Annotated in this window: 15 protein-coding genes; 8 read left to right on the top strand and 7 right to left on the bottom strand. The window is 68.7% G+C overall.

What is annotated here, in order from left to right:
- The first annotated feature begins 146 nt into the window (after positions 1 to 146).
- Positions 147 to 3,806, top strand: coding sequence for a tubulin-like doman-containing protein (locus GobsT_RS03425; protein ID WP_010039213.1), 3,660 nt, complete (start codon positions 147 to 149; stop codon positions 3,804 to 3,806).
- A 235-nt stretch (positions 3,807 to 4,041) separates the two neighbouring features.
- On the top strand, positions 4,042 to 5,103 hold the full coding sequence (locus GobsT_RS03430) for a PDZ domain-containing protein (RefSeq protein ID WP_010039211.1): 1,062 nt from the start codon (positions 4,042 to 4,044) through the stop codon (positions 5,101 to 5,103).
- Between the two features lie 30 nt (positions 5,104 to 5,133).
- Here GobsT_RS03430 and GobsT_RS03435 read toward each other — a convergent pair whose 3' ends face one another.
- From GobsT_RS03435 to GobsT_RS03450, 4 genes are all read right to left on the bottom strand, one after another.
- Positions 5,134 to 6,360 carry a BBP7 family outer membrane beta-barrel protein gene (locus GobsT_RS03435; RefSeq protein WP_010039209.1) on the bottom strand — a complete coding sequence of 409 codons (1,227 nt, stop codon included), beginning with the start codon at positions 6,358 to 6,360 and terminating at the stop codon, positions 5,134 to 5,136.
- Between the two features lie 448 nt (positions 6,361 to 6,808).
- Entirely contained in the window at positions 6,809 to 7,024 is a 216-nt protein-coding gene (locus GobsT_RS03440; RefSeq protein ID WP_010039206.1) for a hypothetical protein, read from the bottom strand.
- Positions 7,025 to 7,473: 449 nt separating this feature from the next.
- A complete protein-coding gene (locus tag GobsT_RS03445; RefSeq protein WP_010044012.1) occupies positions 7,474 to 9,486 on the bottom strand; it encodes a methyl-accepting chemotaxis protein in 2,013 nt (670 codons plus the stop codon).
- A gap of 611 nt (positions 9,487 to 10,097) precedes the next feature.
- Positions 10,098 to 11,540, bottom strand: a complete 1,443-nt coding sequence (locus tag GobsT_RS03450; RefSeq protein ID WP_029600604.1) for an IS66-like element ISGob4 family transposase — start codon at positions 11,538 to 11,540, stop codon at positions 10,098 to 10,100.
- A gap of 599 nt (positions 11,541 to 12,139) precedes the next feature.
- Here GobsT_RS03450 and GobsT_RS37440 point away from each other — a divergent pair.
- From GobsT_RS37440 to GobsT_RS03465, 4 genes are all read left to right on the top strand, one after another.
- Positions 12,140 to 12,280 carry a hypothetical protein gene (locus GobsT_RS37440; RefSeq protein WP_010044010.1) on the top strand — a complete coding sequence of 47 codons (141 nt, stop codon included), beginning with the start codon at positions 12,140 to 12,142 and terminating at the stop codon, positions 12,278 to 12,280.
- A gap of 544 nt (positions 12,281 to 12,824) precedes the next feature.
- On the top strand, positions 12,825 to 13,475 hold the full coding sequence (locus GobsT_RS03455) for a response regulator transcription factor (protein ID WP_010044008.1): 651 nt from the start codon (positions 12,825 to 12,827) through the stop codon (positions 13,473 to 13,475).
- Between the two features lie 1,126 nt (positions 13,476 to 14,601).
- Positions 14,602 to 15,219 (top strand): phosphoribosylglycinamide formyltransferase, encoded by a 618-nt coding sequence (purN, locus tag GobsT_RS03460; protein WP_010044007.1) that lies wholly within the window; start codon positions 14,602 to 14,604, stop codon positions 15,217 to 15,219.
- Positions 15,220 to 15,301: 82 nt separating this feature from the next.
- Positions 15,302 to 16,282, top strand: coding sequence for a lysophospholipid acyltransferase family protein (locus tag GobsT_RS03465; protein ID WP_010044005.1), 981 nt, complete (start codon positions 15,302 to 15,304; stop codon positions 16,280 to 16,282).
- Between the two features lie 515 nt (positions 16,283 to 16,797).
- Here GobsT_RS03465 and GobsT_RS03470 read toward each other — a convergent pair.
- The 3 genes from GobsT_RS03470 to GobsT_RS03480 all read right to left on the bottom strand — a co-directional run bounded on the left by GobsT_RS03470 (position 16,798) and on the right by GobsT_RS03480 (position 24,536).
- A complete protein-coding gene (locus tag GobsT_RS03470; protein ID WP_010044003.1) occupies positions 16,798 to 22,776 on the bottom strand; it encodes a tetratricopeptide repeat protein in 5,979 nt (1,992 codons plus the stop codon).
- 84 nt (positions 22,777 to 22,860) lie between these two features.
- Complete coding sequence (locus GobsT_RS03475; protein ID WP_010044001.1) at positions 22,861 to 23,289, bottom strand: hypothetical protein; 429 nt, start codon at positions 23,287 to 23,289, stop codon at positions 22,861 to 22,863.
- Positions 23,290 to 23,978: 689 nt separating this feature from the next.
- Entirely contained in the window at positions 23,979 to 24,536 is a 558-nt protein-coding gene (locus tag GobsT_RS03480; protein WP_148087594.1) for a hypothetical protein, read from the bottom strand.
- 532 nt (positions 24,537 to 25,068) lie between these two features.
- On the opposite strand from GobsT_RS03480, the gene GobsT_RS03485 reads away from it, so the two are divergent.
- Together GobsT_RS03485 and GobsT_RS03490 are read left to right on the top strand one after the other, a co-directional pair.
- Positions 25,069 to 25,869, top strand: a complete 801-nt coding sequence (locus GobsT_RS03485; protein ID WP_010043996.1) for an SDR family NAD(P)-dependent oxidoreductase — start codon at positions 25,069 to 25,071, stop codon at positions 25,867 to 25,869.
- 69 nt (positions 25,870 to 25,938) lie between these two features.
- A complete protein-coding gene (locus GobsT_RS03490; protein ID WP_109571333.1) occupies positions 25,939 to 26,340 on the top strand; it encodes a hypothetical protein in 402 nt (133 codons plus the stop codon).
- The last annotated feature ends 112 nt before the right edge of the window (positions 26,341 to 26,452 follow it).

Raw genomic sequence — 26,452 nt, forward strand, 5'->3', positions numbered from 1 at the left:
CGGTTCAGCGGCGGCGCGAACCGGGGGCGCGAACCGGCCGGGGCTTTGCCAAACCTCACGGCCTGCTCTACAGACTATTAGCCCCTTACCCCGTCCGTCTCGCCCCCGCGGCGCGGCGGCTCGGCTCCCCAACGTGGCTCCGTGTTATGCCGGTCCGACTGGTCAGTCACGAAGAGCTGCCGCACCCGCTCAACGGGTACCGGCTGATCGAGCGCCTCGGCCGGGGCGGGTTCGGCGAGGTGTGGAAGATCGAGGCGCCGGGCGGGATGCTCAAGGCGGCCAAGTTCGTGTTCGGCGACCTGGACGCGATGGACGAGGACAGCCGCCCCGCCGAGCAAGAGCTCAAAGCGCTCGAGCGCGTCAAGCTGATCCGCCACCCCTACATTTTGACGCTCGAACAGTTCCGGGTGATCGACGGCCAGCTCATCATCGTGATGGAGCTGGCCGACCGCAACCTGTGGGACCGGTTCCGCGAGTGCCGGGGCCAGGGGCTGCCCGGCATCCCCCGCGACGAGCTCCTCCGCTACATGGAGGAGGCCGCGGAGGGGCTGGACCTGATGAACAACCACTACCAGATCCAGCACCTCGACGTGAAGCCGCAGAACCTGTTCCTGCTGTTCAGCCACATCAAGGTCGCGGACTTCGGCCTCGCCAAGGTGCTCGAGGGGGTGCGCGCGACGGTGACCGGCGGGGTGACGCCGGTGTACGCGGCGCCGGAGACGTTCGAGGGCTGGGTGTCGCGGTTCTCGGACCAGTACAGCCTCGCCATCGTGTTCCAGGAGCTGCTCACCGGGGCGCGGCCGTTCACCGGCTCGAACACCCGCCAGCTCCTGATGCAGCACATCAACGGCACCCCGGACCTGAGCGCGCTGCCGCTGGCCGACCGCGCCATCGTCGGGCGGGCGCTGTCGAAGCGCCCCGACGACCGGTGGCCCAGTTGCACGGAGCTGGTCCGCGCCCTGAAGACGAGCGGGCTGCCGCCGCCGCCCCCGACCCCGACCCCGGCGCAAACGCAGCCGGAGCCGCCGGGGCGGCCCCGCCGCGCCGTGCCCGGGTCGGGGGCGCCGACGATGCCGGCCGCGGCGGGCCACGCGCTGGCCGACTCGATCCAGGTGACGCGCGTGGCCGGCGGGGCCGGGCAACTGGGCGGCGCGGCCGCGCCAGGGCTCACGCCGCCGCCGACCCAGCTCCCGCCCCTGATCAAGCCCGGGGGGAGCCCGGCGTACACGCCGCTGCCCGCGCTGGTGCCCCCGAGCCCCTCCGGCGGGCGGCTCGTGCCCCCGGGCTCGGCGGCGCTGAACCCCGCCCAGACGCTGAACCGCCCCGTCGTCATGCCGACCGGGCGGATGGGGAGCATGGGCATCGCGCCGCCGGAGCGGTCCGGGGACGGGGCGCTGTTCCCGGCGCTGGTGGTCGCCCTCGGCCACACCGGGCGGCGGGTGGTCGAGCAGTTGAAGCGCATCATCACCGACCGGCACGGGGCCGCCGAGCGGGTGCCGCACGTGCGCATCCTGCACATCGACACGGACCCGGGCGCCGGCGGGGCCGACGGGTCCGACCCCGCCGGGCTGACCGTGCGGGAGGTGGTCCCCGCGCGGCTGAACCGGTCCACCCACTACATGCAGCGGGACGGGCTGCCCCCGGTCGAGCAGTGGATGCCGACCGGGTCGCTGTACCAGCTGCCGCGGAACCCCGGGCCGGCGGCCGGGGTGCGGGCGTTCGGCCGGCTCGCCCTGTTCGACCACTACCGCGCCGTCGCGCAGCGGGTGCGCCAGGAGATCGAGACGTTCCTGACCGACGACCCGCTGCACCAAGCGGACAAGGCCACGAGCCTGGGGCTGCGCACCAACCGCCCGCGGGCGTACGTGATCGCGGGGCTGGCCGGCGGCACCGGGAGCGGCATGTTCCTGGACGTGGCGTACCTGCTGCGCCACGAGCTGCGCCAGGTCGGCTACCTGCGGCCCGAGGTGGTGGGGGTGTTCTTCGTGCCCCGCGCGGAGGTGACCTCCCCGCGCAACGCGGCGCTGGCGAACACCTACGCGGCGCTCGCCGAGCTGCACCACTTCCAGTCGAAGCGGACCCGCTACCAGACGGTTTTCGACAAGTCCGAGGCCCCGGTGACCGACGGCGAGCCCCCGTTCGCCCGGGTGATGATCGCGCAGCTCCCCAAAAGCGCCGACGAGGCCGCGGCGCGGCCGATCACCGGGGCGACGGCGCGGGCGCTGTTCCACGAGCTGCTCACCCCGACCGGGCGCGTCGCGGACGAGGGCCGCGACGTGTACTGCCGGGCGTACCCGACCGACGCGCCGACGTGCCAGACGTACGGGCTGTTCCGGCTCAGCTGGCCGCGGCCCGAGGTGCTCGCGGCGGCCACCCGGCGGCTCGCGCAGCGCCAGCTCCAGCGGTGGACCGGGAAGGACGCGGCCCACCTGCGCGAGCACATCGCCGCGTGGCTCGGGCAGCAGTGGGCCGACCGCAACCTGGCGTTCGACGCGGTGGTCGAGGCGCTCCAGGGGGCGGCCCGGGCCGCCCTCCGCGAGGACCCCGAGAGGGTGTTCGACGCGTTCATCGATCCGCTCCGCACCCGCACCCCGTCCGGCGGGCGGATGGACGCCACGTCCGCCTGCTCGGTGCTCGACCAGCTCATCAAGCTGGTGGGCAAACCGGACATCGAGAACGACCCGCAAACGGGCACCCTGCACGCCGCGATGAGCCGGAAGTTCGACGAGCTGGTGAAGGAAACCGAGGGGCACGTCTCGGTGATGGCGGCCACGTTCCTGGAGGTGCCGCAGTACCGGCTGCCGGGCGCCGAGGAGGCGGTGCGGCAGATCGCCGAGCGGCTGAAGGTGCAGGTCGACGCGCTGGAGGGGGTGCGGGCGGACCTGGACCGCGAGGTGCGGACCGTGTACGCCCGGCTGTTCAGCGCGATCGGGAGCCTGGGCGGCACCGGCCTCGGCGCGATGGCGAGCCGCAAGGCGAACGCCGCCGAGGTGCTCGACCACCTGCGCGCGTACCCGCGCAAGCGGCTGCAGCTGCACACGCTCGACCTGGCCCTGTCGGTGTTCCGCAAGCTGCTGGGGAACGCCCCGGAGTACCTGCGGGAGATCAACTTCTGCCGCTCGACCCTGGGCGAGATGCACGCGGCGCTGGGCGCGGCCGGCGGCCCCGGCGGCGCGCCCGACGCCCCGGGCAAGCTGATCCTGCCGGACGGGTGCAAGGGCCTGGACGACGCGGCCGACCTGTTCCTCGCCGGGATCGCCCCGGAGGACCTGCTCGCGTTCGACCAGGCGCTCCAGCGGGACATCACCCGCAAGTTCCGCGGGCTGGGCAACGTGTGCCTGAAGCCGCTGGAGAAGGGGCCGCCGCTGCGCGAGCTGCTGCTGAAAAAGGCCCGTGAGTTCCTCGACGCGAAGCTCGACCACTCGGACGCCGCGGCCGTGTTCTTCCGCTCGCGGACCGAGAACGGGACCGCGCAGCCGCTGCTCGGCGAGGCGTTCGAGGAGGCGTCCCCGGAGCTGATCCCGAACGTGTTCCCGCGGCCCTACGAAATGGTGGTGTTCGGCACCCCGCCCGGCCCGGACGGCGACCGGCTCCAGGAGCTGGCGAAGCAGGTGCTGCCGGAGACCGAGTTCGTGGGCGCGCCGCTGCCGGACGACATCTGCTTCTACCGCGAGTACCCGCAGCTGAAGCTGGCCGACCTGCCGCAACTGGGGGAGTACGCGCGGGAGGCGTACCAGCAGATGGTCGCCGGCGGCGCGTTCCCGCACGCCCGCACCGACGTGCCCTGGCAGCTCCCGATCACGTAACCGGGCGCCGCGCCGCGCCGAACGCCGCCGCGTTGGTGCTCGGGCCGGCGCCACGCGCCTGTCCGGCGCCCCGCCGGCCCGTTCCCCATCACATCCGCCCGTTTGCTCCAACACGCTTTCTGCCGATCACAACGTCAGTTGCCGGTGCGTAACTTCCGCGCCGCGGCCTTGCGGTCGTGTCGGTTCTGTGGTGAACTACCGGAATGTGCCCGTGCGTGCGTTCAGGAGTAACCGCATGTTCCGAACCGGGAAGTGGGCCGTTGTGGTCGCGCTCGTCGGCACCTCGGTGTGGGCCGGGCTCGCGCTGACGGCGCAGGAGCCGCCGCCCGCCAACGCGCAACCGGCCGACCTCACGCCCCTGCGCGAGGCCGTTGCTGCCGCCGCCAAGCGCGGCGAAAACGTGGACGAGGTCCGCAAGGCCCTCGCGGCTCTCGAAAAGGCGCTCCCGGGCGCCAAGCCCGGCGCGGCGCCGCCCGAACTTCAGGCCCTGCGCGACGCCGTCGAGGCCGCCGCCCGAAAAGGCGAGAACGTCGAGGCCGTTCAGAAGGAACTCGCGGCCGTCGAGACGGCCGTAACCGGGCGCGCGCTTGCACCAACCAAGCCGGTTCCGCCGCCGGCCCGCCCGAACCTGCCGGTTCCGGCCGAGTTCGACCCGGTTTTGCCCGGTCGCGTCGACCCGGAAGCGTTTCAGAGGGCCAACGAACTCCGAATAAAGGCGCTCGAACTGCTCCTCAAGAACCCGAACGACCCGGAGGCGCAGAAGCTGACGGCCGAAGCCCAGAAGCTCATGCTCAAGAGCCTCCGTCCGAACCTCAACGACTTCAACGGCCCGGGTGGGCTGATGTTCCCCGAAGTGGACCCGTTTCCGAACCTGAACCGGGTGCCCGAGCGGGCCAGGTTCGGCATCCGGTTCGAAAAGCTCTCGCCGCTCGTCGCGGACCAACTGGGGCTCGATCCCGATGTGGGCGTCGCGGTCGCCGGAGTGGTGCCGGGGTCACCCGCGGAGCGGGCCGGGCTGAAGGTCCACGACATCGTTCTCCAGTTCGCCGGCAAGCCCGCGAGCGCGAACACCGACGAGTTTATCCGTCAGGTGAGCGTGGCGAAGGCGGGCGAGAAGCTCGACGTGGTGGTGCTCCGCAAGGGCAAGAAGGTCGAAATCAAGGGCGTGGTTCTCCCCGCCGCCGACGGGCCGGCGGTCGCGCCCGCACCGCTCCCGGACCTCGCCCCGCGCGTGAAGCCGCTTCCCGTGCCGGCGGTTCCGAAGGTGGCTCCGATCCCCGAGAAGGTTGTTGATTGAGGTGCGAGCGACCGCGAACGTGGCCGGGAATCAGAACCGCACGTCCAGGCCGACGCTGAACAGGTGGGTGGTGAAGTCGATCGCGTGCGGGCGCAGCACCGGACCGAGTACGAACATCTCTTGCGCCCGCCGCACGTTGTTCCAGTAGAGGAAGCTGTACCCGGCCGTTACGCGGACGTGCTCGGTCGCGCGCCAGTTGACCCGCACCCCGCTCTCGGCCACCACGCCCAGATAGGTCAGACGGTTGCTGACGCTCGACTGCGTGACCGGCAGCGTCAGCGCGCCGCCCGCTCCGAAGAACCGCGACCGCGCGAAGTCGAGTTCGCTCACGGTCACCCCGAGCGCCGTCGCGGCGTGGCCTTCGAGCCAGACCGCCCGCCCGCCGGTCGCCGCGTGCAGCCCGAGTTGTGGCCCGTAGAAGTTGTTCCGGGTGCGCACGTCGTCCGCCCCGTTGAGCTGCGCGCCGGGCGCGGCGGCGGCGAGGGACGTGGCACTGAAATTCACGTTCAGCTCGTCGGCGAGGTGCAACTGCCGGTAGCCCGCCAGCAGTTCGATGCGCCCCCGGTCGCCGCGCTCGATCGCGCAGCGCCAGTTGAGATCGCCGCCGGCAAACGTGGTTTGGGCGCTGGCGCTGACCCGCCCCGTTGTCAGGCCCGGGAACCCGACGAACGCGGGCACCTGTACCGTCGCCCCGCCCGCGGACACGGACTGTGGGACGTTGATCACCACCGCCCCGTTCGGGATCGTGCGGAACTGCGAGTTGCTGGTGAACAGCGAGTACAGCCGCAGTCCCGCACCGGTCCGCCGCTCCGGGTCCAGCCACATGCCGACTTCGATCCGCAGACCGGTGCGCCAGTCGTTGAGGAGCCGTTTCCCGCCGAACAGCGGCACGGTCCCGGCTTGCCCCACAGAACCGGCGAGCGCCCCGGCGCTCGCCGGCCCGGTCGTGACCACCGGGGCGACGCTCGCGCCGCGGGTGCGGCCGATCAGCAACTCCGCCGACATCCAGGTCGGGAGCCCGGGTTCACCGGCGTCGCCCGCTGCGATCGCCCGGAGGTCGTTAGCTGCGGTCGCGTCTGCGAGCGTCGGGGAGGCCGGCGCCTGCTCTTGCGCCGCCGCGGGCCGAAAAAACGGATCGGTGAAAGGGTCGTGGCCGGTCGCCGGTAGCTCCATCGCGGAAGAAGATGGCTGCTGCGCGGGGGCGTTTCCGATCACGGCGCACAGCACCGCTACAGCCGCACAGAGCCGGTTCCGCATGTTCGCACCTCGGGCGCAGTGTCGATACACCGAACCAATCGGCACAACCAGATCAACTAAATTAAGCGGAATGTGCGCCCCTTGCCGCATTACCACGATGCGCGAAGTGAGAGAAATTGCGCACCCGCCAAGCCGATAAAGTGGGTAATCTGGGTACGCGGCAAAACGAGCCGCACGCCGATACATGAACCCGTACTTCCGTGGTGTTTTGGTGAGCCCGGCGCGGACGCGGTGCCGGGACCCCTTGGCATCCGGAATCCGGTGGGTTCAAGTTTTCACGGCCTTGTCACTCGGGCGGCAGACCCGACCACGCTCAGATGCCACCACCGGCGGATGGCGCACAACCAGCGAACTCGAAACGACTGGAACTATATCGTTGTGACGGCCGTACTGCCTTGGTGCGGGCGACGCTCGTCGCGTGGGTCGTCGTCCCGGGCAACGAGCCCATTTATACGCACGACTTGACCGCGGCCGCCGGGGCGTTCCTCTTGATGGTGTCGTTCACCTTTGTCAAAAGCGCAATTTGTGAATCATAAAATTCAGATATTATCTCGTATTTTTGTATATTGCACTCATCGGTTTGCTGGTGCAATTGGATTGAAACGCTGATCCCGGCCAGGATCTGCGACAGGAGTTGCAGCGACAGCTTTTCGTACTCGGTCATAAATCCTGTTCCCCCAGCACCCGCCCCGCAAAACGGGGGCATGGCCCATCGACAGCCCACTCATCGAACAGCGCGGGCCGACGCGGGCGCCTCGGCGCTGGCCTCATACATGAACCCACATGAACCGCTTTGTTGACGAGCCGCGGCCGCCCGGGAGCGGGGTACGTGGCACCGCTCCCGGCGGCCGCGGCTCGTCAACAAAAGCGGCCGTGTTGCCGGGTACGTGTATCAGTGGGTAACCCGGCCACGTTGCTTGTCTGCGGGCTGATAACGTCTACGGAGAGGCACACTGTCAGGAGAATCGACCGGCTACTTTGCCCGCGCCTCTTCGCAACCTGCCGCTACCGCCCCGGTCCCGCACGTCCGACCTCTCATTCACGGTCCGGGTGGTGGTTTGTTCTTGTGGCGCCGACGTTCCTGTCGGTGCGGCCTTTAAACCGGATCGGGTATCAGAACGCGGTGAACCCGTCGCCGAGCGAGTCCAGCTCGTGGTGACCGCCCGCGTGGCCGTTGCCGCTGCGCCGCGGGTCGAGGGCTCTGGCCACCGCCGGCCGCGGTTTCGGCGCCGCCGGGCGCTTCACCGGGCGCGCTACCAGGGCCGTGCCACCGGCGCCCAGCTTGAACCTCCCGACCAAGTCCCGGAGCTGCCCGGCCTGGTCGGTCAGGGCCTGCGCGGTGGCGCTCATCTCCTCGGTCTGGCTCGCGTTCCGCTGGGTGACGGTGTCCATCTGGGAGACCGCCTTGTTCACCTGCTCAATCCCCGTCGATTGCTCGCGGCTGGCGGCCGCCATTTCGGTCACGATGTCGGTCACCCGCTTGACGCTGGTGACAATCTCGGCCAGGGTGTCGCCCGACTTGTTGACCAGCTCGGTGCCGGCGTCCACCTTCTTCACACTGTCCTGGATCAGGCTCTTGATCTCCTTAGCGGCGGTGGCGGACCGCTGGGCCAGGTTGCGGACCTCGGTGGCCACCACCGCGAACCCGCGGCCCTGCTCGCCGGCCCGGGCCGCCTCGACGGCCGCGTTCAGCGCCAGCAGGTTGGTCTGGAACGCGATCTCGTCGATCGTCGTGATGATGTCCGCGATCTTCTTGCTGGACGCGTTGATCTCGCCCATCGCCTCGACCGCACCGCTCACCACCTGGCCGCCCCGCTCGGCCGTCTCCTTGGAGCCGCTGGCGAGCTGCCGGGCCTGCTGGGCGTTGTCCGCGCTCTGCTTCACCGTGGCCGTGATCTCCTGCAGCGAGCTGGCCGTCTCCTCCAGGCTCGACGCCTGCTCTTGAGCCCCCGAGGAGATTTCGTTCGTGGCCCCGGACAGTTGGGCGGAGGCGCTGGCCAACTGTTCCGAAACCTCTTGCACCCCTTCCAGCGCGCCCCGCATGTTAACGACCGCCTGGTTCAGGGCCCTGGCCATCTGGCCCATGTTGTCGGTACCGAGGTCCGGGATCGACACGGTGAAGTCGCCGGCGGCGACCGCCGACACGCTGATCTGGATGGCTTCCACTTTGCGCTGCAACTCGGCCGCCGCGGCCGAGGCGGCGTCGGCTCGCTCCCGCACCGCTACCGCTTCCTTCTCGGCCCGCTCGGCGACCGTCCGCGCCTCCTGCACCACCCGCTCCTTGTCCCGCTCCACCTGTGCCCGCTCGGCCTCCCTGGCGGCGATCATCCCGTCGATGGCCACGTTCAGAGCCGTGCCCAGTTGGCCCATCTCGTCGGCCGACTTGACCTCCACCTTGCGGCTTAGGTCCCCCTTGGCGACCCCGTCCAGGACCGAGACGGTCTGCGCGAGCGGCCGGGATACGGACGCGGTCAGCAGGAGCCCCAACGAGACGGCCGCGAGAATCGCGCCGGCGGTGACGGACCGGAGCGTCGTGCGGGCCGCGGCGTACGTCTCGTTGGCCCGAACGTTGTCTTCCGTCCCCAGAACCTCCTGGTAGTCCACCACGGACGTGAGGGCTTCGATCATCTCGTTCATCGGCTTGGTTTCGCCGATAATCGCGTCTTCCGCCTTGTCATAGCTTTTCTGATCAATGAGTTGGACAATGTTGTCGCTGATCCGCCGCCATTCTGCGAGCTTGGCCTCGAACGCCTTCCAAGCGATCTCCTCTTTGGGCGTCATAGGCAGCGCGGTGTACCCCTTGATCCCCTCGTCGACCGCTTTCCGAGCTTGATCGATGAACCCACGGCTCATCGCGAGTTGCTTTTCGTCGCCACGCTTTCCGTAAATGACCATCGTCCGCTCGGACCGCTGCACCGTGACGAGGTTGCTCCGCACCTTGCCGAGGTTGCGGAGCGACGGGAGGAGGTTGGTGGCGGCGTTCACCTGGTACTCTTTGATCGTCGCCAGCGCCTCGAACGCCTGGTAGCTGAGGAACGCGCACGCCCCGGCGACGAAAAGGAAGCCGGCGATGAGCCGCGGGCCGAGGCGCATCTTCGACAGTGCCGCGAGAATGGAATCGATCATGTGACGCATACACCTTCTTGTTCGAACGGCGGTAAGTGATCGGTGGGGCGTCCCAGAGCCCTGACCGGGGCGGGGGCGGACCCGTGTATCGGGTGGCCGCGCGGCGCGACAATGCGCCGCGCCGGCGTGACGTTAACTGCCGGCGGTTGAGCCGGTGGTGCCAACAAGCCGTGACGCGCACGGGTACGGGCCGCACAGCATTTAACCTCGCTCCGCGCCCAGGCGAGTCCTGAGCGTTCGTTGCGGTCGCACCCGGTTATGTCAGTCTTCAGTGATGGTTATCGATTAGGTTAATGAATAGTTGTGCAAATTGTTCAAGGCACGTGGGCGTTATAGATTGATTGATTGTTTTGTTGCGCTGTCGTGCGCTGATCTGTTGTGCGCGTGGGGCCGTCACAGCCGCACCGCCCTCACGGGTGGGTGCTGGTGAGTCGGCGCACAAACTCGCATCCGCGGTGGTGTACCGTGCGCGGTCGTCGCGCGGTGGGGCGTGGTCGTTGAGTTAACGTGTGCGGCTGATTGCTCGGGCTAATATCGGGCGCGGGCTCTTACGCAAGTGAAACGGATTGTGTTCAAATCTTGTAAGCGTTCACGGGTGATGCGGCAGTGTATCAACAGTTGGCGAGTAGCGGATTCACAACGTTCTGTTGTTGAGCTTCAGCTGGAACGAGCGTCGGTGCCTTCGCGCCGGTCCGGTGTGCGGTGACGGCGTCGATGAGGAACGCCAAGACGTTGCGCTTCTGGCGGCGGCACGAGGCGATCACCGTGAGGATTCGTTCCACGAACCGGCTCCCGCGTTCGCTGTCGGTCCCGAAGCTGGTTTTGCGCCAGCACACGGCGTGACGCACCTCACGCTCGGCCGCGTTGTTGGTCGGTTCCACGCCGACGACACGCGCGAACGTCCACAACGACGCCTCGACCGACAACAGTTCCGCGCAGGTCGTGGCGGTCTTGGCGCAGCCGCACGCCGCCCCGTTCCGCAGGTGCGTGCCGACCTGACGACGCAACGCGGGGATGTAGGTCGAGCGACATGTGGACCGCGCGAGGGTTCCGTCCCGCACCCGATACCAGTTCTCGAACAGGGCGTCCGAACACGCCAACAGAGCCGCGCCGATCGCCTGTCCGGAACCGCCCCGGTCGATCATCGCCTGGAAATCGCGTCGCAGGTGCGCCCAGCAGAGTTGACGCTTGTACTTGTCGAGGTGCGTGTACACCGGATACCGGTCCGTCGTATGCACGGCCGTGGACCCGGCACGCAGGTCATCAAAGGCGGCCCGGCCCCGGGTCCGGCGGATCAGGAACGCCACCACGAACGTGGTCACGGCGGCCCACAGCCAGGCCCGCTGACGCCCCTGCTTCCAACCGGTCTCGTCCACGTTGGCCGGGTGCCCGCGGGTGTACACCAGGGCCTGTTCGGCCACCGGCTTCAGCGCCTCGGCGGTTCGGTGCTGGAGCTTGCACACCATGGCCGGGCTCAGGGGCAGGCCGAACAGATCGTCGAACAGTTGGCTCGTGCCCCGCTTGCCCAGACGGCACGAGCCGGTGAGAAGCGCGGCCACCGCCTGCGCCCGGGGGCCGTATCCGGTGCGCGCCTCCGACGGCACCGCGGGCACCGTGGTCGTGCCGCAGTGGGGGCACCGGAGCCGGTGGCACCGATACTCGGTCACGTGGGGTTTGATAACGGGCAACTCGTGGACCTGATGAATGGCCGGAGCCGGATCGTCCCCGGCCAGCGACCGCGAGCAGTCCCGGCACACGGACGGCTTGAGGGTCCGGATCTCATCGGGTGGCAGGAGCGTGCGCTCGGCTTTGGGATGCCCCGGTTGCCCGCCCCGACGCTTCCCCGAAGGGGCCTTGGGCGGGGCCAGTTTCACCTGCGGAGGATCGGACGAGGGCGGCTTCGACGAGTTGGTGGAGCTCTGGTTGAGTCGGGCCTTGAGTTCGGCGACCTCGGCCACCAGAGCAGTGATCGTGGCCTCCAAGGCGCGAATATACGCCACCACCGCCGGTGGTAAGTTATCGGGCAGTTCCGGCGGTTGAGGAACAGGCGTCATGACGTCTGCTCGATTACGGAACATGCCCGCTTGTGGCAACCGCGTATCCAAACGGGCTAAAATGACGGGCAAAAGCGGGTGGCGCACCCCCATGAACGCTTACCAAATCTTAGCTCCCAGTCCTGACACGGCGTGTCGGGGAACTCGGACATTCCGTTCGCATTTATTTACGAGCGGGTGCCGGCGTACAGCTTTCACCTCTGCCGTCGGTACGATCGCCCGAGAGCCGCCGGCCTCCGGACGGGTGGCCAATGCGGTCACCGGGGCCAGCCGATGCTCTTTGAACGGAGAGTCGGGCGCTTTAGACGAACCCGGGCCTCACGGCGATTTGTGATGAGGCACACGCGGTTGCCTTTAGACATCCGGGGGCACATAATCTTTCAGACGTGTGAAGAGCTGATGCGCGGCGGGAGCGCCGGCGGCCGTCTCCGACTCTCTCCCGGAAACAGGAGCCCCGGTAATAAGCCGGGAGTCTGGGTTCGACTCCTGGAAGGGTCTCTCCGGGAAACGAGTGCGGCCCCAGGAATGATCTGAGGCCGCCTGGGGCGTCAGGAGGAAAAGAAGTGGCAACCAGGCCAGCGCCCTGAAGCCGGTAAGGCGTGCGAGTTGTCCGGTTCAAACTCGGCGGCGGGGCCGGCAAGAAAGCGACCGGCACGAAGCCCTGGCCGGCGATCTCGAACGCGCTCGGCGACAATCGCCCGGCGGTCGCACCCCGGCCGGTCACGACCTCGATCCGCTGAACGGCGGTGGGGACACCGAGTTCTGAATGGTCCTCTCAACTGCTCTTAAATGTGCAGGCCAATCGAGCGGGCCGGGCTCAATCTTGAGGCCACTCTCATCACAGCAGCGCGGGCCGGCTCGCACCTTGTGCCCGGCCGGGCAGAGGCCGACGCCGCCTGCACGATGGCGACGCGCAACGGCGGTCGCGGGAGAACGCCATCCGGACGGCGTGTGTCCCGTGTAAACGTTTATTAAATTATTGTCAGATATAATTAATTTATAATTATAATTATCAAGAAAATTTTCACATCTTGAGTCCTCGACATGCCCGAGCCGGTCGGAGGCTGTTCAGGTGCGGGCGATTTAGGGATTTCTCTGACGCGGCGAGATTATCCCATCACTACTTAGCTTAACGGAGGGTGTGTTCTCATTCATGGCATCCGCTTTCCCTCCGCCGGCGTGCCTAGCGCGGGGCACCCGCTCGCCCCATACCGCGAGACCCAAGTGCCCTTGCAGCATTCACCCCCATCGGCACCGCTGCGCCTTCTGCCGGACGCGCGCACTGTGCTGATTGTGGACCCACACGCCGTCACTCGCGAAGGTCTGAAGGCTGTAATTAACATGAGTCAGGGCGTTCGCGTTGTCGGAGAGGCGGGGGACGGACCGACGGCGCTGGCTCAGGCCAAGGAACTCAACCCGGACCTGGTCGTAATGGAGGCCGTGCTACCGGGCCTCGGTGGCGCTTACGTGGCCGCCCGCCTGCGTGCAGTTAAGGATCAGAGTGTGCTCGTGCTCACGGCGAGCGAGCACGCCGGTATGGCCCGCCTGTTCCTCGGGATGGGGGTGCGCGGCTACGTCCTCAAGAGTTCGTCGACTGAGAACGTTGAGGAGGCGGTGCGGACGATCGCCGCAGGGGGCCGGTATTTCAGCCCCGGGATTATTGGGCACTCGAGTGGTGAGGGGCCACGTGGTCCATCTGGTATGGCACTGGTCGAACGGGAAGTCACGGTGCTGGTACTGGTCGCCCGAGGCTACAGCAACAAGGAGATCTCCGTTAAACTGATGTGCTCGGTCAAGTCCGTTGAAATACACAAAAGGCGCGCGATGCGGAGGTTGGAGTTGCGCAGCCGGGTGGACCTCGTCCACATGGCGGCCGCGCACGGCTGGTTGGCCGACCGTGGCTCGCACGCCGCCCCTGGCACGCTGCCGACATGATTCGGAGACCAGCCGGCTGAGGGGCCGTAACTTGACCCCGGCTTCGCCGGAGCACCGGCGCCGGCGCCCCGGCGCAGCCTGCGGGTCAAAGGCGATGCGGCAAAAATTAGGATGCAAGACAGCGATTGGTAGCAGTTGCTGCGGGGCCTGGATCTGTCGGACCCGTTGATTTGGCGAGCCGGCGAAGTACCGCTCATGTGAGTGATATTAAACTTAGACTTTGCACGATTCATACGTGCAATCATCGCCCCTTAGAGTGCCGACGGCTCAGGATCAATCACCCGAACGTCCGCTCACCCACTCACCGTTTGCGGATCGGCACGGACCCGATAGCCCGGCTGTCAAGCGCTTTCGCGGACGGGGCCAGGGCCGCACTCGCGCCGCTGATCCGCCGTCAGGTTACCGTTTTTCGCCCACTCGGTGTCGTGGTACGGCACCGATGGCGGGGGCGGGAAGTCGTGCGGCCCCCGTGGGCACAAGTATAGCCGTTGGCGTTGATGTCTCTAATGGGAACCGTCTGGCGACGCCCGCGGGCCGATGTGCTTGTGCTCGATATGGCTTCATCATAGCTCATCAAATTTTAGATCACTGCGATTGCACAGGGTAAAAATAGAATTTTGATTTGCAATGTATTTGTTATTGATGTGTTTTGTATACTCAGCGGCCTTGTGAGTGTGCGCGGCTCACGTCGGATGTGACCTCTTGGCTATTCGGGATGTCGAGGGCTCAACGTACCACATCCCGGGCGGCCCCACGAGCCCGCACCCTTGGCTCCAACACGTTTCCTGAAACCCGCGGTCTGCGGGGCGCAGCGGGCAGTAGTCGCCTCGGTGCCATTTGCCGCATAGGCCGGTGCGCGAGGTGCTCCGCGAGGGGCACACATCGGGTGCTCCAGCACCGGGTTGCCGTGCGCCCCGAGATCGCCGAACCCGTGATCGTCGGTAATGACGGCCAGCACGTTCGGCGGCGCGGCGAAGGCGGCCGCGCGAGCAACACGAACCAACCGACGAGTGGCCACCGCATCAGGTGTTCCCGGTGCGCGGTGGTGGGGCGGGAGCGGCAAAACTGTCTAAGCTGAACACAGCCGGCACGGCCGGGCAACACCGAACCTCCGAACGAAAGTGTCATGGCCGATCCGATCCGAATCGTCGCCCTGTTGAGTGGCGGCGGAACGACCCTTCAGAACCTCATCGACCGCATCGCGGCCGGGACGCTGAACGCGCGGGTAGTGGGGGCCGTGTCGAGCCGGCCGGACGCGTTCGGCGTGACCCGTGCCGGGCGTGCGGGCGTGCCGGTGCGCGTGGTGCGTGCGGCCCCGAGGCGCGCCAGCTTCGCGGACGAAGTGTGGGCCGCCGTCCGCGGGTTCGCGCCCGAACTGGTGTGCCTCGCCGGGTGGCTCCACCTGCTCACGATTCCGGACGACTTCAAGCACAAGGTGCTGAACATCCACCCCTCGCTGCTGCCCGCGTTCGGCGGAAAGGGGATGTACGGGCACCACGTCCACGAGGCGGTGTTGAACTACGGGGCCAAGGTGAGCGGCTGCACGGTCCATTTCGCCGACGACACCTACGACACCGGGCCGATTCTGGTGCAGCGGTGCGTGCCGGTGAACGACGCCGACACGCCGGACGCGCTCGCGGCGCGGGTGTTCGAGGCCGAGTGCGAGGCGTACCCCGAGGCGATTCGACTGATCGCCGAGGGGCGCGTTGCGGTTCAGGGCAGACGGGTCGTCGTTTCGGGGTAACCCGCCGCCGGACCGCGCGCCGAACTGGTGGTGACACCGCCGCCCCGGGCGCGATACCATCCGCTGCCTTTGAGGGACCGGAATGGCGCGAAAGCAGCGGAACCGTGCCGCGGACTACGCGGTGTACCTGGTCGTGCGGTTGCTCGTCGCGGCGGTGCAAGCGGTGCCGCCGCGCTGGGCCTACGCGGTCGCGGGCGCGCTCGCGTGGCTCCTGTACACGCTGGTCAAGAGCCGGCGGCGCATCGCGCTCGAAAACGTTCGCGCCGCGTTCCCCGAACTCGTGAACGACCCCGCAAAGGCCGACCGGCTCGTGCGGGCCATGTTCGGGCACTTCGCGCAGTCCGTTGTCGAGTTGATGCTGATCCCGCGCAAGTTGCACGTGGGGACGTGGCGCAAGCACCTCGCGCTGCCCGAAGGGCACCTCACGCTCCCGCACCTGCTCACCGGGCGGGCGGCGCTGATCGTGACCGCGCACTTCGGGAACTGGGAGATCGCCGGGTTCCACCTCGGGCTGTGCGGGTTCCGCACCCACGCCATCGCCCGCGCGCTCGACAACCCGTACCTCCAGCGGTTCGCGCTGCACTTCCGCCAGCGCACCGGGCAAACCATCATCGACAAGAACGACGACTTCGAGTTCCTGACCGAGGTGCTGAAGGGGGGCGGGAAGGTGGCGACGCTCGCCGACCAGGACGCCGGCCCGCGCGGGGTGTTCGTGGACTTCTTCGGCCGCCCGGCGAGCACGCACAAGGCCGTCGCGCTAATGGCGATGCAGTTCGACGCCGTGATGGTGGTGATCGGCGTCCCGCGGGTGCCCCGGACGGCGTACCCGCAGCGGCCGGACTTCGACCCGACGGACCCGCTCGCGCCGCTGTTCTACGCGGTGCGGGTGGCGGACGTCATCGACCCGCGCGAGTACGCGAGCGACCCGAACGCGGTCAAACGCATCACCCAAAGGTACAGTGCCGCACTCGAAGCACTGATTCGCGAGCACCCGGAGCAGTACTTCTGGCTCCACCGGCGGTGGAAGCACCAGCCGAAAGCAAAGGGCGCGAAAGCGGCGTAGCACGCCGAGGGGCCGCGGCCTTCAGGTTCGCATTCGCAGCCCCGTGGCACGGCTGGTCGGTTGATGTGGCGCTGTAACGGGGGTTACAGCGCGATGCCGGTGCGGCACTGTAACCCCCGTTACAGCGCGACACCGGCGGATGGGGTTACCGACTGGACACCTGCTACCACCCGACTACCCACGAACTGGCAATTCGCTGGGTGGTTGCTACCACCGAATCACACGCCTCTCGCAGGCGAATTACCGGAGGTCGGCAATCAGTAGCTGTACCGTAACATGCTGCTGGTGCAGCACTTGTGGTCGCAGTGCTTGCGTAAGCAGTTCCACTTCCAGGTGCGAGGAATGGAATCAGACGCTTCCCTCGGCACCGCGCGGACTTCCAGAAGTGCCGCGCGAGGAATTAGGGACCAGCGATGTCAATTATCCGATCGATGACGGCTCCGCGAGCGGGAAGAGGCGTTCCCGTGCCGGCCGAGGGATCGAATCGTCCCTCCTTCTTGCGCGGTTCTCTGCCCTCACTTCACCCACGGGGCGAGCCGCTGCCACACGGCCCACAGCTTCGCGCTCAGGCTTCCGGCCTCGCCGGCCACACACGAGACCACCCGTCGGTACGCACGCGCCGCACCGGGGGGCACGTCCTTCGCCGCACACGCGCCGGCCGCGACCCGCAGCGTGTCCTTCGCTTCCTTGAACGCCGCCCCCTTGCCGTCGGGGCCGGCCTGTTTGATCAGCATCACCGCCTGAGCCATGGCAACGATCAGGCGCGTCGCGTCGGACGCGGTCACGCCGTCGACCCGCGCGACGTGGGTGGCGGCCTCCGCCGGCTGGCCGCTCAGCGCCAGGTCCAGCGCCAGCCACGCGCGGAACTCGGCCAGCAGCTCTTCGGGGCCGCCCAGCCGCACCGCCGCGCGGCACACATCAAGCGCGCGCTCGTCCTGGTCCAGCAGGTGGAACACCACCACCAGCGGGCGCAGCATCCACGGCTCCACGCCGGCCCGGTCGCGCCAGTCGGCGAGCCACGCGGACGCCATCCCGTGGTGCCCGGCCGTCACCAGCGCCGCACCGGCTCGCGCCCACGCCACGTCGTCGGCGCGGAGGGCGTCGTTGTACTTCTGAACGACCCCCTGAACCGGCTTGCCGGCCTCGGCCAGCGACCAGACGTAGGTGAGCAGCAGCTCGCGCCCGGCCGCCGGGTTCTGCGCGAGCAGCTCGGGCAGCCGCTCGGCCACCTGCTCCGCCGCCCCCTCGGCGACGGCCCGATCGGCCCACAGCCCCGCGATGTCGGCGTTGGCGTCGGGCGCGAGGGCCAAGTCTTTGAGGTCATCGGTCAGGCGCCCGGACCAGCCCTCGGCGTCGAACGCCAGCGCCGCCTCGCGCAGGGTGCCGCGGGTCACGTCCGGGTCGGCGGCCAGTTCGCGGAAGCGCGCCAGCGCCGGTTCGGGGTCCCCCTGGCGGCACGCGACCTGGACCGCACGCAGCCGCACCAGCGGGCCGCTGGCGGTTTCCTGAAGGGTCCGGAGCGACCTTCCCGCGGAGGCGACGTCGCCCGCGGCGAGCTGCTCCGTGATGAGGTTCAGCCCGGCCGCCTCGAACGTCGGGTCGAGGTCGAACGCCTTCTGGAAGTCGGCCATCGCGCCGCGCCGGTCCGCCACCCCGCGCCGGGCCTCGCCGCGGTAGATGTACGCCAGCGGGTTCAGCGGCTCGAGCCGAACGAACTGCTCGCTCGCCTCCAGGCACTCGCGGGGCCGCCCGACGGTGTCGTACCACGCCGCGAGCTGGCGCCACCCGTGGACGAACTGCGGGTGCTCGGTCACCAGCTGCCGCATGACGGAAACGGCCCGCGCCCGGTCCCCGCGCCGGGCCTCGATCCACGCCGCCCGCCCCCGCAACTCGAGCGGCAGCGGCTCGGCGAACTCGGCCGGCTTGCACGCGGCCAGCGCCTCTTCGTACCGCCCGGCGAGCGCGAGCTGCTCGGCCTTGCAGTCGTGCCCCGGCACGAACCGCGGGTGCGCCCGGATGACGGCGTCCGCGGCCCGGAGCCGCTCGTTCGGCTCGGCCTCGCGCCCCTCCCGGGACTCGATCCAGAAGATCGGGGCCCACGGGTGAAACGGGCCGCCGCTCTGCCACGACTCGCGCAGCACCCGGTGCGCCCGGTCCCCCATCCCGGCCGACTGGAGCTCGTTGAGCGCCGACTGGACCGGGTACGCCGACGCGCCCGGCCCCTCGCAGATCTCGGTGAACGCGCGGGTCGCGGTGTCGGCGTCGTCGAGCCGGCACGCCAGCTGAATTTGCTTCACCGCGACCTCCGGCCCGGCCGCGTGCTCCTGCAGCACGGCCAGCGCCAGGGACGCGTCGCGGTACTCTTCGTCCGCGAGGCACGCGTCGAACAGGATCGCGGCCGCGGGCGAGTAGGTGGCGCTGATCTTCAGCGCCTCGCGGAGGTCTCCCTTGCCGCCCTCGCGGTCGCCGGTCTGGAGCTTGGCCTCGCCGCGCATGGTCCAGCCGGTCGGGTGGTGCGGCTGCAGCCGCACGAGCGCCGAGGCCGCCTCCAGGTAGTGCTCGGACTTGCCCGTCTCGTTGTACCAGTCGGCGAGCTGGTGCCAGCCCCACACGTAGGCCGGGTCGAGCTGCACCAGCGCGTCCATGCTCTTGATGGCGCCGGCGTAGTCGCCCCGGCGGGCCAGCACCCACGCCTCGCGGCCCTGGAGGATCATGGGCACGTCGTCCACGAACTGGGGCGGGCGGGCCGCCTCCAGGGCGGCGTCGAACCGCCCCATCTCGGCGAGCCGCTCGGCCTTCAGGTCGTGCGCCTCCACGTTCTTCGGCTCGAGCGCGATGGCGCGGTCGAGGGCGGCGAGCACCTCGTCGTTGAACCGCGGGTGGTGCAGCGTGCGCGCGAGCCGGAGCCACACCCGCGGGTCGCCGGCCCGGTCGCGGGCGAGCTCGCGGGTCAGCTCCGCCGGCTCGTCGGGCAGCTCCATCCGGTCGGCCCACAACTGTACCGCGTGCCAGGCCCAGTCGTACCCGGGCTCCAGCCGGACCGCGGTCTTCGCGCGGTCGAGCGCCTCGCGCGACCGCCCCTCGTCCCACAGCCGCTCCGCGAGAAACCCGTGGGCCAGCGCGTCCGTCGGGTTACGGACCGTGGCCCGCTCGAGCACCGCGATGGCGTCGTCGCGCTGGTCCGCGTCGTCGAGGGCCTCGGCCAGCTCGCGGGCCGCCAGCGACCACCCGGGCGAGACGGCGACCGCCTGGCGCAGCGCGTCGAGCCGGCCGTCGGCGTTGCCCAGAGCGTGACACACCTGGGCGAGGTCGAGCCACAGCTTCCCGAGCAGCGGGAACCGGTCGACCGCCTCGCGGGCCAGCGCGTGGGCCTCGTCCAGTCGCCCCAACCCGGTCAGCTGCTGAGCGACCGCCGACCACGCGTGCCACAGGTCCGGGCGGTCGTCGAGAATCTGTTCCAGCGTTTCGAGCAGCCGCGTGTGATCTTCGGGGTCGCTGTTGCCCTGGAACACGTGGTGCGACACGCCGACGAACGCGATCAGTCCTTCCCCTGTGTGCGGCTGGCGCCTCAGCTCGGCCTCGATGAATTCGAGCGCGTCGCGCTTCTCGCGGCGCCCTCGGGCGAGTTGCACCAGCTCGGCGATTTGCGGCTCTTGGTCGATGTTGAGCCGCAACCCAGCGCGAATCGCCTCCGCCGCCTCCGCGGTGCGGTCCGCCCGCTTGTGGACCTGTGCGAGGACCGAATGGTACCACACGTGATTCGGCTCCAGCTCGCCGGCCCGGACGGCGTGGGCGAGTGCCTCGTCCAGGCGCTTACGGTCCGCGCACACGAGGGCCCGCTGGCGCAGCGCCCACGCGTCGTCGGGGCACACGTCGAGCAGATCCCGAAGGGCTCGCTCGGCGTCGCCTTCGGGGTCGCCGCTGAGAAATTCGGCCCGGAACTTGAGCAGCGGGTAGTAGTGCGGGAACCGCTGGCACGCCTGGGTCAAGTGCGCCCGCGCCGCGCCGCGGCCGTCGGTCTCCGCGAGCAGCGCGGTGAGCGTGCGATGCGCCTCCAGCGGGAGCGGGTCGAGTTTGACAACTTCGAGGTAGTGTGCGCCCGCGGCCGCCAGGTCCGGCCGGGTGCGTGAGACTCGCGCCGCGGCCTTGTGCCACGCGCCGGCGGGCACGAGCGGCTTCGCCGCGGTCAGATCGACATCGGCATCGGCGAACCGGTCGGCGGACGCGCGGCACTCCGCACGAAACAACAAAAGCTCACCGAGCGCGAGCGCGCGCTCGCGGGCCGGCCCGGGTGTGTCCTTGCTGTCCGCCACAGCGGGAGCCGTCGCCGCGTCTTGGAGCTTCCGAATCGCTTGATCGACCGCCGCCGCGGCTTGCTGCGGTTCGTCGCGGTCGAGCAGCGCGTGGTACAGCGCGCGCGTCGCCGCCGGGACCGGCACCGCGGCCCGGCCGGCCCGCTGCTGGAACAACCGAATCGCCTCTGGAACCTGTTCGGTGGCGCGGGCCGCGCGGAAGTACGCGTCGGCGAACTGGTCCTCGCGCTCCTCGAGCGTGCAGGCGAACCGGTACAGTTCGGTGGCTTCGTCGAACCGCCGCTCCTCCCACCACTGCGACGCGAGCAGGTAGTAGCCGGCCGCGGCGGTGGGGCGCACCTGAACCGAGTGCCGCAGCAGTAGCGCCGCCTCGTACTGCCGCCGCGGATCAGGCAACAGCGCCTGCGCCAGCGTTTGGGCGACCATGGGCTCGGCCGCACGGCGCCAGCCCTCGGCCGCAAGTAACGCGTCGCGCTCGGGGAACCGGTGCAGCTCGCGCAGCACGGCCGCCTTCCCCAGCACCCAGGTCGATTCGTGCGGGTACAAGGCGAGCAGTCGATCGTACAGGGCAAGCAACTTCAGCGGGTGTGCGTCGTACCGCGCTAACGCGAGCTCACCGAAGAGCGAAAGTGTGCTCCCGGGGAACCGGTCGCGCAGCACCCGGAGAGCACCCTCCGCGGCCGCCCGGTCGTGACCCAGTAGCGGCTTCTGCACCGCGTACAGTACCTCACGCGGCTCGGCGTCCGTGAGCCCCGGGAGGCCGTCGAGCCGATTCGCCTCGTGGGCCGGGACAAGTGCGAGGCAGCGCGGGCCGAACGGCTTGAAGCGCTTCAGCAGCGATCCGGCGGGCGCGTCGACCGGGCGCCGGTCCTGGCCGTCGATCACCGAAACCGTGCCGCGCATCGCATCCGCACCAACACATAATCGCGGTTGCGAGAACCCGGCTTCGACCAGCGTGAGGAGGAACGGCACGCCGCGCCCGATCAGCGCCACGGCCGCGTCGAGTGAGAGGGTAAAATCGCACGCGACCCAGCCGGCTTCCTCGGCGCGGTCGCGTTCCGCCGCGTCCGGAAGACCGTCGACCGGAGGCGGGCTCTCGCCTCGCTCCGGCAGCGGGTGCTTCCAGAACCGCGCCAGCAGTTCGTACACGCTCGGGACCACTGGGAGGGGCGGGAAGTCGAGCGCGATTTTCGACCGAGACGGCACCGAGGAACGGGAACCGTGAGGCCCTTGCTCAAGCGAATCGCCCCCGCCTGGCACGTCGCGCACTCCGTCCGCACCCGGAGGAGCGCCACTCGCGCGTGCTTGTGTGTCGAGGCGATCGGCGAACTGGTCGTAGAACTCGTCCTTCACTTCTCGCGCGAACCGTGCCGCGGCGGCCGGATCGCCCAAAAAGTACGCGCAGTCGGCTCGCCGTGCCGACTGCCACTTGGCGAGTTCGGGCTCGAGCAGCGGCGACAGGTCCGCGTACCGGTCCAGGGTGCGCCGGGCGGCGGCGTGGTACCCGAGGTCGGTTTGCAGCGCGGCCAGTTGCGCCGCGATCAGCCCGCTCTCCAGGTTCGCATCGGCCTCGGTGAGGAACTCGAGGGCCGCACGGTCGTGCCCTTGCCGGAGCAGCAAGTGGGCGACGGACTGCACCCCCGGCCGGAACCACGGGTGCAGCTCGAGCGACCGCCGCGCCACCGCCATCGCGTCATCAAGGCGGTCGGCCAGTTCGTACACGCTCGACCGCTCGATGCACGGCCACGGCCGGTCCGGAGCGATCGCCTCGGACCGGTTCAGCAGTCGCTCCGCGCGGTCGAAGTCGCGGAGCCGCGCCACGATGAACGCGTGCAGCGCCAGCCAGTCGGCGTGCAGTTCGGGAGGTGCGTCGGACCAGTCGGGGTTGTTCCGCATGAACCGCCACGTCGAGAGCGGCCCGAACCGCTCCATGCGGTAGCGCGCGTGGTAGTAGATGGCCTCGGGGTGCGCGGGCGTAGCGCGGAACGCCGCCAGGTGCATCTGGCGCCCCAGCTTCGGCCCGCCCAACTGGATCGCGAGCCGCCCGCCGATGAGCCGGGCCGCCGTGCCGGACCACCCCCGCAGCGGCCCCCACGCGGTCGCCGCGTCGTAGGCCCGTCGGTAGTACCCTTGCGTGTACAGCTCGCGAACGCGGGTCAGGTCGGCGGGTGCGATTTCCATGCAGCGGGTCCGGAACGAATGGCGGAGCAGGGCGGGGGGCTTTCGTCCGCACCTCGGCTCCGGTCTCTTTTGTCGGGCGCAGGTTCAGCTCTTATCGGTCGCGGAACTGGCGTCCGCGAGCGGCGAAAGCTGGTTGATGATGTTCCCCATCTGGGCCAGCTTCATGCCGTAGCGGTCCAGAAACTCGGCCAGAGCGAACTCGTTGGCCAGTAGTCCGTCGTCCTCGGCGAGCCGCTCGGTCGCCTCGTTGATCATGCCGATGTACGCGCGCTCCAAGGCCGGCAGCGCGCGCTTGCACGCGCCGCCGACGCCCGGGAACTCTTCGGCCCACCGCGCGAGGAACGACTTCCAGCGCCCGTTGGGGTCTTGGCTCGCCGCTTGCGCTTTGTGCAGAGCCACGAGCTCCCGCTGTGCCGTCAGCAGTTGGCGAAGCAGGTCCGCGACCTCGGCCGAACCGGTAGCCGGGGCCGGACCGGTGAGCGGTGTCGGCATCACGTAGACCGGGCCACTCATGGGCAAGCTCGTGCGGGCTCGGGTAATGTCCTGGTGATTATACAGAGTCTTCCAAATCCGAGGTGTTCAGTCGCTTTACCGTTGATCACCAGAAAACGAGCAAGCCGCCCGGTGGGGGACCGGGCGGCTCACTTGGGGGGGATGGAAGCAAACCGGATGCGGAGGCGGTGGTTTATTGGGGGGAACCTTACCGGCCTCTGGTCGGGGTTCTGGGGGAAGAACCCTCACGACAAAAATAGTATAAGCACCCCCCGTGCCAAACCTCACGCGGCCGCGGCGTGAGGTCGCAAACCGCTTCAAATCCAAGCAAATCCACGTTCGCAAATTTGGGGTCAATGGGACCGAGTGAACAAGCTGCACGCGACTTGCAATTTCGCGCGAAGAAGATGCAATTCTTACCGGTAATCCTTACCACTCGCGGCATCCGAGAACCCGTGCATCCGGTACTTTCGCCATCCAAGGCGAGCTGCATGGGGGTAGTGAGCGGGTAGCGATTAGCCCGCAAAGGTACCAGTCGGGCGCCTACAAGTGTCCCGTCGGCGGCCCCACATGCCGCCCGCCCCGAACGGCGCTGTAACGGGGGGTACAGCGCCGTTCGGGGGCGGCGAGCCAGGAGCACAAGGTCGGCGCCCCGGCGCCAGACGACACTCATCGGACGACACCCGGCTTCGTCCGACGGTCGAATCGGCTCACGGGGCTGAGGCGAACCGCCACTCGGGCACGTACGACGGCATCACCCCGGCGGCGAACGCCTCGGCGCCGATCGAGTCGCGGAGCTTCTTGAGGGCCGCCCGGCGCACCGTCACGTAGTAGAAATCGCACTGCGCGTCGCGGACCGCGTCCCACTGCTGGTACGCCCGGTCCGTCTCCTTCATCGCCTGCTGGAACAGGTCGGACCGGTCCGCCTCCCACACCTCGCGCTCCTCCAACCCCTTACGGAACGAGCGGTTGAACCGGATCAGCTCGTTCACCGTGCGCCGGTCCGGCAGGCGGTGGCAGTCGGCGAGCGGGGGCGCGTCCGCGAGGTCGGCGTAGCGCTTGCGGAGCAGGTCCAGGTCGCTCAGGAAATCGTCGCGGGTGCCCAACAGGTACCGCTCCTCGCGCGGGTCCATGATCTCCCACTTGATCGCCGTCTGGTGAATGGCGTTGCGGACCGAAACCCAGCGCTCTTCGGACGGGGTTTGTTCGGGGGTTCCCACGGGAGCCGAAAGGAGCATTGCCGCCAAGAACAGATCAGTTGCCGACATCTTCGCACCGTTGAGATTGGCGTTTTACGCGCGCGGGGCGGCGGCCCCAACGTGCGGGGAAAATGGACCCGTTTGTGACACCCGGTGTGTCGGGTCGGGGAGGTGCGGGCGGCCGACGTGGAGAGGGGTCCGCGTGGGTTCACGGCGCGGTGGTCGGCCCGGCCTCGGCGATCCGGCTACTCGCCGCGACGCGCACCCCGATGTCCCCGCCAACAGGCGGGAGAATAAGGTGCGAGAGCTCCGCGGCATGACGCCCCGCGTAATAGCGGAAGCGTCGAAGAAATTCAATACATTTTATGTGCCGCCCGTTGCCAGATGAGTGCATCTTCTGTAAAAACTGGCGGCTCACGCCCTGAACAATCGAACGCTTGGGCGGCGAATTTGCCACCACCTTCCCGCCCGCCCGCCCGATCCGGTCCGCTCGTCTCAACTCATAAGCCGTCGCTGCCAATTTGCAGACCGACGGCGCAAAACGCCGGTGGTAGCGGTTCGTACACTGCCCGCAACAGTCCTCCCTCATGGAGCGGGCCTCATGGCGCAATCGTCCGCGGGCAAGGTGGCGCTGGTGACCGGGGCGTCGAGCGGCATCGGCTGGGAACTGGCCAAACAGCTCGCCGCGAAGGGGTACAAGGTCGGCGCGGTCGCGCGGCGGGCCGAACCGCTCGCCGACCTCGTCGCACAAATCACCGCGACCGGAGGGCAGGCGCTCGCCGTGCCCGCCGACGTCGGCGCGCGAGAGCAGGTGGAAGCGGCGTTCACTCAGGTGCGGGCGGCCCTCGGCCCGGTCGACTTCGTGATCGCAAACGCGGGCATCGGGCGCCCCACCCTCCGCGACCCCGTGAACATGGCGGACGTCGAGAGCACCTTCCGCATCAACCTGATGGGTGCGGTCTACACCCTGTCCGCGGCGCTCCCCGAGATGCTCGCGCGGAAGAGCGGACACCTGGTCGCGGTTTCGAGCTTGGCGGCGTACCGCGGGCTGCCGGCCGAGTCCGCGTACTGCGCGAGTAAGGCCGCGGTCAACGTGTACATGGACGGCCTGCGGATGCACCTGCGCGGCACCGGCGTCCGCGCCACCACCATCTGCCCGGGGTTCGTCAAAACCCCGATGACCGCGCCCAACACGTTCCACATGCCCCAGCTCATGGAGCCGGCTTACGCGGCCCGGAAGATGATCGCCGCCGTTGAGGCCGGGAAGAAGGTGTACAACTTCCCGGGGCGGTTGCACCTGATCGTCAAGCTCAGCCGCTGGCTCCCGGACGCCGTCGTCTGCTGGGCAATGGGCGATTACGACACGGAAGCCAAACAGGCCGTCGCGAACCGGCAAAAATAGCAATCGAACCGCCGGCGTGCGGCGTCTGATTGGTGAGCGCAGCCGCGCTCGTAACCCGATGGAGAAAACATGCACAACGCGCTCCTGGCGATAGCGTTCCTGGCGGTGCCGGCCCTCACGGCTGATGACAAGCAGGTGGTGCGCGAGTTACAAACGAAGGAACTGAACGTGACACCGGCCCGCGAGGGAAAGGCCGGCGAGCCGACCGAGATCAAGTCCGCGGACGACCTCGCCAAAAATGCGGTCCTCAAAGACGCGGCCGACGACGTGAAGAAGCTGGTCAATTTTGACACGGAGAAGCTGCTGGTCTTCGCGTGGGCCGGGTCCGGTCAGGACAAAATCGCGGTGACCGACGAGACCAAGGACGGCAAGACGGTCCTCACACTGACATACACCCCCGGACTGACCCGCGACCTGCGCCAGCACGTTAAACTGTTCGCCGTGCCGAAGGGCGCGGAAATCAAGAAGTAAGGGCTTCGGGTCAAAAGTCGTCAGGTCAGCAAGTCGTAAAGTCACAAATTATCATTATCACTGGATTTGCGACTTTACAACTTTCGACGATCGGACTTTTGACCCGAAGCCC

Source organism: Gemmata obscuriglobus (assembly GCF_008065095.1).
GTDB classification, from domain to species: Bacteria; Planctomycetota; Planctomycetia; order Gemmatales; family Gemmataceae; genus Gemmata; species Gemmata obscuriglobus.